This window comes from Stenotrophomonas sp. SMYL86 (assembly GCF_036320025.1).
GTDB classification, from domain to species: Bacteria; Pseudomonadota; Gammaproteobacteria; order Xanthomonadales; family Xanthomonadaceae; genus Stenotrophomonas; species Stenotrophomonas maltophilia_A.
Map to the genome: position 1 here is coordinate 1 of NZ_JAWIRU010000024.1, position 8,791 is coordinate 8,791.

Below are 8,791 nucleotides of genomic sequence, written 5' to 3' on the forward strand. Positions count from 1 at the left end.
GCGGCCGCCCCCCCCCCCCCGCCCCCCCGCCCCCCCCCCCCCCCCCCCCCCCCCCCCCCCCCCCCCCCCCCCCCCCCCCCCCCCCCCCCCCACCCTCTGAAACCCAGCTTTCAGCTTCCAACCCACCCCACCACGGAGGGGCTCCGCCGTTCGCCGATCGCCCGCCGCAGGCGGCTTTTCGCGCTGCAGCATGCCGGCAGGCAAACCTGCGCCATCATGGACACCCCGCCCCCGCCAGGACCGTCCCATGCAGCAGTACCTGCTTCTGATCTACATCGAGCTTGCCCTGCTGCAGGCCCTGCCCACCGAAGAATTCAACGCGCTGATGCGCGACTGCCTGGCCCACGCCGACAAACTGCAGGCGGAAGGCACGCTGCTGGCCGCGCAGAAGCTGCAGCCGGTCGACACCGCGCAGACCCTGCGCGTGCGCGATGGCCACAGCCGCGTACTGGATGGCCCGTTCGCCGAAACCCGCGAACTGCTGGCCGGCTTCAACCTGATCGTCGCCCGCGACCGCGACGAAGCCATGCGCATCGCCCGCGATTTCCCGTGGGCACGCTTCGGCAGCATCGAGGTGCGGCCGCTGGAAGACATGGACGCCGAGCGCGAACGCTGCGGCGCCCCGGCTGCGGCTATGGCAGCAACCGTACTCTGATCTCGCGCGGGCCCACGCCTTCGTTGCCGCTGTAGTCGCGCACGCTGGCGCGCACGGTGTACTCGCCCGGTGGCAATGCCGCCGGCTGCCAGCGCCCGGTTTCCATCAGGCCATCACGCACGGTGTTGGTGGCGAGGTAGCGGAAGCGGGTCACCGCACTGCCATGCACGGTGATGCCGCTGTCCGGTGCATAGGCCACGCGCACCGCTTCGGTCTGCGGCGGCATGCGGTTGAACACGATGTTCCAGCGCGGCTGCTCATAGCCCTGCAGCGGCTGCCCGGCAGCATCGAGGATCTGGTAGCCCACCTGGTACATGCCCAGCCGGCGCCGCGGCAGGTTGTTATCAACCTGGTCCCAGGCCTCGACCACGATCTGCACGCCGCGGCCCTGCCGCGCCAGCATCACCACGCCGTCGCTGCCGGCCGCCAGCGGTTGGTCGTTGTCGTCCAGCAGCGCCACATCGGTGATGCGCGGTGCGAAGTGGTCGGCGTAGTTGTGGAAGCCCAGCGCCACGGCGTTGGTTTCGAAGCCGCCGGTGCCTACCGCCAGGTGCACGTGCGCCTGGTTGTTGATGCTGCCCAGGCGATCGCCGACGTGGATGCGCGTGCCGCGACGCACCCTCATCCGCTCCAGCTTGCCCTGTTCGTCGTACAGCGCCTGCCAGCGCGCATCGAACGGCTGGTCGCGCGGTGTGCGGCCGACCCGCATGTGGATGTACTTGAGGCGGTCCACGGCCAGGCCCTCGGCCTGCCCACCCAGGCTCCACGCCGCTACCGGGCTGCTGATCTTGCCATCGGCGATCGCCAGCACGGTCTGGCCGACATCGCCGCGCACATCGAAACCGCCGTGCAGGTGGTGGCGGCTCTCGCCCTTGAAGTTGCCGCGCACCTCGCCCAGCGTGCCGACCACTTCATGCCAGCCATCCTGGGGTGCCAATGGCCAGCGCCCACCGGTGTCCGGCAATGCTGCATCGGCAGCGGGCCCGACCAGCGCCGGTGCCGGCAGGTCACCCACCGGCAGCGGGCGCAGGCGGTGCAGGCGATAGCTGGCGGAATCGGCGACCAGCACGCTGCCATCGGCATCCATCGCCAACCCACTGGGGCGGGCCAGGCGTGGCAGGCGGCCGTTGCCCACCAGCGCGATCTGGTGGCCCTGTGGTGTTACCTGCACGATGCGGCCATCAAGGTCACCCACGTACAGCACGCCGTCGTGCGTGGTGGCCAGCGACAGCGGCCCATTGATCACGCCGCCATCGCCCAGCAGCGTGCTGACCATGCCGTCGGCACCGACCCGACGCACCGCGTTGTTGAACAGGTCGGCCACCAGCAGCGCGCCGTGCGCATCGAAGGCCAGTGCCACCGGTGTATCGAAGCGTGCATCGCCCGCCAGGCCATCGGCCAGCCCCGGGCGCTCGCCGCCGGCCAGGGTACGCACGTTGCCATCGGTACCAATCACCCGGATGCGGTCGTTGAAGGTGTCGGCCACATAGACCTGGCCCTGCGCGTCCACCGCGATGCCCATCGGTGCATCGAAGCGGGCCTGCGCGGCAGGGCCATCAGCGTAGCCCTGTTCGCCACCGGCCAGCGTGGTCACCTGGCCATCGGTGCCGATACGGCGGATCGCGTGGTTGCCGGTGTCGGCCACATACAGGTTGCCCTGCGCATCGGCGGCGATGCCCGAGGGCGTATTGAAACTGGCCTGCAGTGCCGGGCCATCGATACGCCCCTCGCCCTGCCCGGCCACCGTTTCAACGCGGCCATCGGGAAGTCGGCGACGGATCCGGTTGTTGTCACCGGCATCGGTGAAATAGACGCTGCCATCGGCACTGCGCAGCAACGCGTACGGATCGGCGAAACGCGCCTGCGCGGACGCGCCATCGCGGTCACCCGGGTGGCCATCGCCGGCCAGCGGCTCGATCTGCGCGGTCCACGCCAGCGGCGTTGGAACCGGACCTGCCGGTTCAGCCGGCGTATGCAGCGGCGTCTCCCACCAGGTCGCGGCCAGTGCCACTACGGTCGCCAACGCTACGCCTGCCGCCATCCATTGCCACCGTGCCATCGTGCTGCGCTGCCTGCCTGCTGTCTGAAGAGACACCGACAATAGACGCTGAACGCAGGATCCGCCACGGCCAAACGTACTGCCGGATACCAGAGTTCCATGCGTCGCGCTTGTTCTCCCTGGCTACAGCGGGTTCAATGCTCTTCCCACGGATGGAGATCCTCCATGCCCCGCATCTTCCCCCTCGCCGCCCTGCTGGTGGCCGCACTGGCCAGCACGCCGGCCTCCGCCTCGATCTCGGTGGCACCACAGAAGCCGTCAGTCACCGCCGATGCGATGCACCAGGCCTATGCCACGCGATGGGATGAGGCGATCCAGCAGTCACGCAGTGGCAACACGCTGGGCGCACTGATCGCGATGGAACGGCTGATGGAAGATCCGATGCTGGATGACTTCGATGCTGAACATCGCGGCCGCGCCGCGCAGGTGGCCGGCTGGACCGCGATGGTGCAGAAGAAGCCGGACCAGGCTCGCCGCTATCTGCAGCGCGCGCAGGAGGCACTGCCGGACGATGCGCAGATCCTGCTGACCCTGGTCTCGGTGGAACTGTCCGAGAACCAACCGGCGCCTGCCACCAAGCACCTGGTGCAGGCGCTGAAGCATGCCGACGCGCCGTTGCCGGTGGACCACCACGCGATCAACTACCTGCAGTTCCGCCTGCGGGACCAGCCGCAGCAGCGCATGGAACTGCTGCAGGCACTGTTCGACAACGGCTGGAAGAGCGGCGGCCTGGAACCCACCGGACTGTGGCTGGCACTGGCCACGCTGCAGGCCGACAACGGCCGTGGCGAGGCCATCCCCGCGACCCTGGCCCGCATCTCCGCGCCCGCCGAAATCATCCGGCTGCGCAGTGACAAGCGCTTCGATCCCTATGTCGACCGCGCCAACCCGCGCTTTGATCCCGTGCAGGCTGCACAGAAGCACCTCGACGAACTGCGGGTTTCCGGCCTGCTCGACCGGGCGCTGGACGCGCGCATGGCCGAGTTCAGCAGCACGCTGCTGATGCTGGACCGCAACGAGGAAGTGCTGGCGCTGACCGATGGCATGGCCGCTGCGGCCGCCGAAGGCGAGGCGCCTTCGGCGGCAGAAGCCGAATGGGTGGCATGGCTGCTCAACAGCCGGCTCACCGCGCTGCGCCGGCTGGGCCGCAACGAGGATGCGCTGGCGGCAGCCAAGCTGGCCGCACGCATCGGTGCACTGGGCCCCGATGGTGCCGAGCACCAGTTCAACGTCGGCTTCGTGTTCAGTTCGCTGGGCCGCATGCAGGATGCCGCCACGGCAGTGAATGACATGCCGGGCCTGGCCGGTTACGGCAAGGCGGCCCAGGCACTGCTGCAGTTCGTTGCCGCCCGTGAACGTGGCGATGCCAAGGCCGAACAGGCCGCGCGTGCAGCGATCCTGGCCCAGGGCGATGACGCGCGCCTGTTCCAGCGCGAGATGCTGCTGGACGAGGGCAATCTCGACGGCGCAGCTGCCGTGCTGATCGAACAGTTGCGCTCACCCGTTGAACGCGGTGAAACGCTGGCCAGCCTGCAGGACATGCGCACCTATCCGTCGCTGCCCGGTGACGTGAAGATCGATGCGGCCTGGCGTGCGCTGAAGCAGCGCGCCGACGTGCAGGCCGAGGTTGCCCGCCTGGGCCGCATCGAACGCTACGAACTGGTCAGCACCTCCACCTCGCGCTGAGCAAGCTCCCATGTAGAACCACGTACGTGCAGCACCACCCGCCTAGCGCGCCGGCACCTCGGTACGGATGCCCATCGCCTCGCGGTAGCGTGCGTACAGGGCCATCACCTTGTCCACATAGGCCAGGGTTTCGGCATAGGGCGGCACGCCCTTGTAGCGGGTGACCGCGCCGATGCCGGCGTTGTAAGCGGCCGCTGCCAGCGGCCGATCACCGTTGTAGCGACGCAGCAACGCGCGCATGTAGCGGGCGCCGCCATCGATCGACTGCTGCGGCGAGAACGGATCATTCACCCCGTACTCCTGCGCGGTGTCCGGCATCAACTGCATCACGCCCTGTGCGCCTTTGCTGGACACCGCCAGCGCATCGAAGTTGCTTTCGGCATGGGCGATCGCGCGCAGCCACGCATCATCTACGCCGGTGGCCTTGGCGGCGGCCTTGAACTGTTTGGCATGCTGCGCCAGCTGCGGCTTGCCCACCTTGCCCAGGCCTTCGTGGGCAGGTTCACCCGGCGGCGTGGCCATGGTGAACTTCAGGAACACCCGCGAGCCGGGCAGGTTGCGGGTGGAGTAGACCAGCGCGCCATCCTGCTCGCGCTCGTACAGCACGCCGCTGAACACGCCCATGTTGCCCCACAGATTCGGGGTCTGGATGGCGTTGTCGTCGATTTCCTTCGGGGTGCAGCGTGAACCGGGTTCCGGCGCGGTGGCCAGGCTGACGGTGTTGCCCTGCACGCAGCGATAGACGGTGCGCGCGGCGGCCAGCCCGGGCCACAGGCTGGGCAGCAGCAACAGCGCAAGCAGGAGAGGGCGACGGAACATGGCGGCCGGATCATCCGGCCGCGCCCGCTAATGCTGGGTGAATGGGGGTCGGCAGGGCTGCGCCCTGCACCCGTGGTAGTGCCGGCCGCTGGCCGGCAACCTCAACAGCAACGGCAACGGCCGATTTCCTGCGGGGGTCAGAGAGATCTCTGGATCAATCGATGGAACGCAAATGCTGGATTACTTCGCGGTCCTCCGCCGCACCCAATACCCCACGCCCAACAGCACGAACCACACCGGGCTGGCGACCAGCGCCTGGCGGGTGTCGGCCTGCAGGCTCAGCAGCACCAGCACGGCGGCGAAGAACACCAGGCAGGCCCAGCACATGGCGACGCCGCCGGGCATCTTGAAGATCGAGGCAGCGTGGCGTTCCGGGTAGCGGCGGCGGTAGGCCATGTAGGCCACCAGGATCAGCGACCAGACGAAGATGAAGAGCACGGTGGCCAGCGTCGTCACCAGGGTGAAGGCGGTCACCAGGTTCGGGATCAGGTAGATCAGCAACGTGCCGCCCAGCAGGCACAGGCACGAGAACAGCAGGCCACGGGCGGGCACTGCGGCGCGCGACAACTTCGACAACCCGCGCGGTGCGTGGCCCTCTTCGGCCAGACCGTACAGCATGCGGCTGGTGGAGAAGATGCCGCTGTTGGCCGAGGACGTGGCCGAGGTCAGCACCACGAAGTTGATCAGGCTGGCCGCGGCAGGAATGCCGGCCAGCACGAACAGCTGCACGAACGGGCTCTTGTCCGGCACCACCTGGCGCCACGGGGTGACGGCCATGATCGCGATCAGCGCCAGCACGTAGAAGATGATGATGCGCACCGGGATCGAGTTGATCGCCTTGGGCAGGTTGCGCTCGGGGTCTGCGGTTTCGGCGGCGGTGGTACCCACCAGCTCGATGCCGACGAAAGCGAACACCGCGATCTGGAAACCGGCGAAGAAGCCAACAAGGCCCATCGGGAACATGCCGCCGTCATTCCACAGGTTCGACAACGACGCGGTATGGCCACTGGGCGAGGTGAAGCCCCACGCCACCAGACCGGCGCCGGTGATGATCAGCGCACAGATCGCCACGATCTTGATCAGCGCGAACCAGAATTCCATCTCGCCGAACAGCTTCACCGTCACCAGGTTCAGTGCCAGCAACAGCAGTACGCAGGCCAGTGCCGGTATCCACGCATCCAGCCCAGGGAACCAGAACTGCGCGTAGGCGGCAATCGCGATCACGTCGGCGATGGCGGTGACGATCCAGCAGAACCAGTACGTCCATCCACAGAAGAAGCCGGCCCAGGGACCGAGCAGATCGGTGGAGAAATCGATGAAGGATTTGTACTGCAGGTTGGACAGCAGCAGCTCGCCCATCGCGCGCATCACGAAGAACAGCATCGCGCCGATGATCAGGTAGACGAAGACGATGGACGGGCCGGCCAGGCTGATGGTCTTGCCCGAGCCCATGAACAGGCCGGTGCCGATGGCACCACCGATGGCGATCAGCTGCAGGTGGCGGTTGGACAGGCTGCGGCGCAGGTGCTCGGGGGGCGTTGCGGGCTCGGTCATGGGCGTGCACTGGGGCGGGCGAAGCGTTCGACGTTAGTCCTCCCCGGCCCGGAGCGCCAGCGCTGGACGGCCCGATTGCGTCAATCATGGTCGCTTTCATCACATTGTGACCGAATACCGGATTCGTCCCATTCCGCCCGGCCCGGCGTCATGCTCAGATAGCCGCACCTGCCCAAGGATCGGCCCGACCATGTGCCCTGCCCTGCCCGCCCCGCTGGAGCTCCGGCCTTGAGTCGGCTGCGCGTGATCATTGGTGGCACCGCGCTGGCGCTGCTGGCCGCGGCCGTGCCGATCGCGGTGATGGCCTATGCCACCTGGGACCGTGCAGTCAGCGTCGAGCAGCAGCGGCTGCGCGACATCGCCGGTCGCGCGCTGCGCCGCGCCGACCAGTCCTACCAGGAAGCGCTGGCGGCACTGCAGTCGGCCGAGGTCGGCGCCCACGACGCCTGCGGGCCCGAGCATATCCGGCGCATGCAGACACTGGTGATGACCTCGCCGTCGGTCGACCAGATGGGCTACTTCGAGGGTGGCAAGCTGCGCTGTACGTCGTGGGGGCCGTTCCTGTCCGACGTCAACCAGCCCAAGGCCGACCACGTCACCAGTGATGGCGCCGGCATCGCCGTGGATGTGCGCCCCGAGGCCAGCGGACGGCGCCAGGTCCTGTCGTTCCTGTACGGCAACTACGACGTGCTGGTCGATCCGCGCCGCTTCGTCGATGTCATCGCCGACCCGAACGTGCGCCTTGCCCTGGCCAGCCCCGATGGGCGTCTCCTGGCCAGGCAGGACGGCATGGATCCGGCATTGCTGGAGACCCTGCTGCGCGCCCCCGATGAAGGCCTGGACCACCACACCCTGTATGCCACCGCCCGCAACGAAGAGTGGTTGGCGATCGCGACCATGCCGCGTACCGCGCTTGCCGCGACCTTCCGCCAGCAGGCGTGGCTGTTCGTGCCGATCGGCGTTCTGCTGGCCGCTGCCGGTGCCGGCCTGGTGATCTGGCTGTCGCGCCGCCGCCTGTCCCTGCGCGGCGAGCTGGCCACAGCGATCCGCCGCCGCGAGCTGTACCTGCACTACCAGCCGATCATCGAGCTGGATACCGGCATCTGTGTCGGCGCCGAAGCGCTGGTGCGCTGGCAGCGCCCGGATGGCACCCAGGTGCGGCCGGACCTGTTCATTCCGCTGGCCGAAGAGGCCGGCATGATCGGCGCGGTCACCGATCTGGTGATCGAGAACGTGGTGCGCGACATGCGTGAACTGCTGGTGGCCGACCGCAGCGCGCACATCGCGATCAACCTGGCCGCCGAAGATATCAGCAGCGGCCGTGCGCTGAAGATGATCTCCAAGCACATGGCCGGCAGCGGCATCCTGCCGCAGCAGATCTGGATGGAGGCCACCGAGCGCGGCTTCCTGGATCTGGACCGCGCCCGCACGATGCTGGCGCAGGCGCGTCGGGCCGGGCACAGCGTGGCCATTGACGATTTCGGCGTCGGCTTCTCCAGCCTGCAGTACCTGGAACAGCTGCCGCTGGACGCGTTGAAGATCGACAAATCATTCATCGATGCGATCGACACCGAGAGCGCCACCAGCCCGGTAACCCCGCACATCATCGACATGGCCAAGGAGCTGGGCCTGTGGGTGGTGGCCGAGGGCGTGGAAACCGAGGCACAGCTGGCGTATCTGCATACCCGGAAGGTCGAGTTCGCGCAGGGTTGGCTGTTCTCGCGGCCGCTGCCGCGGGATGAGTTCGTGGTGTTCCATCACAAGCGGCAGCAGCGCTATGGCGCGGCGCGGGAGCACATGCAGAATCCGCGCAGCGTGCCGATCGAGCGTGAGGGGATCGAGTAGGACGGCCAACGGCGGAGCCCCTCGTGGTGGGTCGCGTTCGGCGGAACCGTCGGGGTGGGGCGGGGGGGGGGGGGGGGGGGGGGGGGGGGGGGGGGGGGGGGGGGGGGGGGGGGGGGGGGGGGGGGGGGCGGGGCGGGGGGGGGCCGGGGGCCGGCCCCCGCCCGCCGCGCCCC

At 68.5% G+C, this 8,791-nt stretch carries 6 protein-coding genes; 3 read left to right on the forward strand and 3 right to left on the reverse strand.

Going from position 1 to position 8,791, the window contains the following annotated elements:
• Positions 1 to 247 precede the first annotated feature (247 nt).
• The gene (locus tag V3B64_RS19475) at positions 248 to 655 is read left to right on the forward strand and encodes a YciI family protein (RefSeq protein ID WP_329914740.1); all 408 of its coding nucleotides are present in this window, start codon (positions 248 to 250) and stop codon (positions 653 to 655) included.
• Here V3B64_RS19475 and V3B64_RS19480 read toward each other — a convergent pair.
• Complete coding sequence (locus V3B64_RS19480) at positions 633 to 2,714, reverse strand: gluconolaconase (RefSeq protein ID WP_329914741.1); 2,082 nt, start codon at positions 2,712 to 2,714, stop codon at positions 633 to 635. The genes V3B64_RS19475 and V3B64_RS19480 overlap by 23 nt on opposite strands.
• A 165-nt stretch (positions 2,715 to 2,879) precedes the next feature.
• On the opposite strand from V3B64_RS19480, the gene V3B64_RS19485 reads away from it, so the two are divergent.
• Positions 2,880 to 4,400: a hypothetical protein gene (locus tag V3B64_RS19485; protein WP_121504780.1), complete on the forward strand. Its 1,521-nt coding sequence runs from the start codon at positions 2,880 to 2,882 to the stop codon at positions 4,398 to 4,400.
• Between the two features lie 42 nt (positions 4,401 to 4,442).
• Here V3B64_RS19485 and V3B64_RS19490 read toward each other — a convergent pair whose 3' ends face one another.
• Together V3B64_RS19490 and cycA are read right to left on the reverse strand one after the other, a co-directional pair.
• On the reverse strand, positions 4,443 to 5,219 hold the full coding sequence (locus V3B64_RS19490) for a lytic transglycosylase domain-containing protein (RefSeq protein ID WP_125892404.1): 777 nt from the start codon (positions 5,217 to 5,219) through the stop codon (positions 4,443 to 4,445).
• A 180-nt stretch (positions 5,220 to 5,399) separates the two neighbouring features.
• The gene (cycA, locus tag V3B64_RS19495) at positions 5,400 to 6,773 is read right to left on the reverse strand and encodes a D-serine/D-alanine/glycine transporter (protein WP_049399140.1); all 1,374 of its coding nucleotides are present in this window, start codon (positions 6,771 to 6,773) and stop codon (positions 5,400 to 5,402) included.
• 228 nt (positions 6,774 to 7,001) lie between these two features.
• On the opposite strand from cycA, the gene V3B64_RS19500 reads away from it, so the two are divergent.
• A complete protein-coding gene (locus V3B64_RS19500) occupies positions 7,002 to 8,618 on the forward strand; it encodes an EAL domain-containing protein (RefSeq protein ID WP_049461408.1) in 1,617 nt (538 codons plus the stop codon).
• Positions 8,619 to 8,791: the final 173 nt, after the last annotated feature.

Excerpts from the sequence above, each read along its gene's own strand:
- V3B64_RS19475 (WP_329914740.1), top strand. The coding sequence starts at position 248 with ATGCAGCAGTACCTGCTTCTGATCTACATCGAGCTTGCCCTGCTGCAG.
- V3B64_RS19480 (WP_329914741.1), bottom strand. The coding sequence starts at position 2,714 with ATGGCACGGTGGCAATGGATGGCGGCAGGCGTAGCGTTGGCGACCGTA.
- V3B64_RS19485 (WP_121504780.1), top strand. The coding sequence starts at position 2,880 with ATGCCCCGCATCTTCCCCCTCGCCGCCCTGCTGGTGGCCGCACTGGCC.
- V3B64_RS19490 (WP_125892404.1), bottom strand. The coding sequence starts at position 5,219 with ATGTTCCGTCGCCCTCTCCTGCTTGCGCTGTTGCTGCTGCCCAGCCTG.
- cycA (WP_049399140.1), bottom strand. The coding sequence starts at position 6,773 with ATGACCGAGCCCGCAACGCCCCCCGAGCACCTGCGCCGCAGCCTGTCC.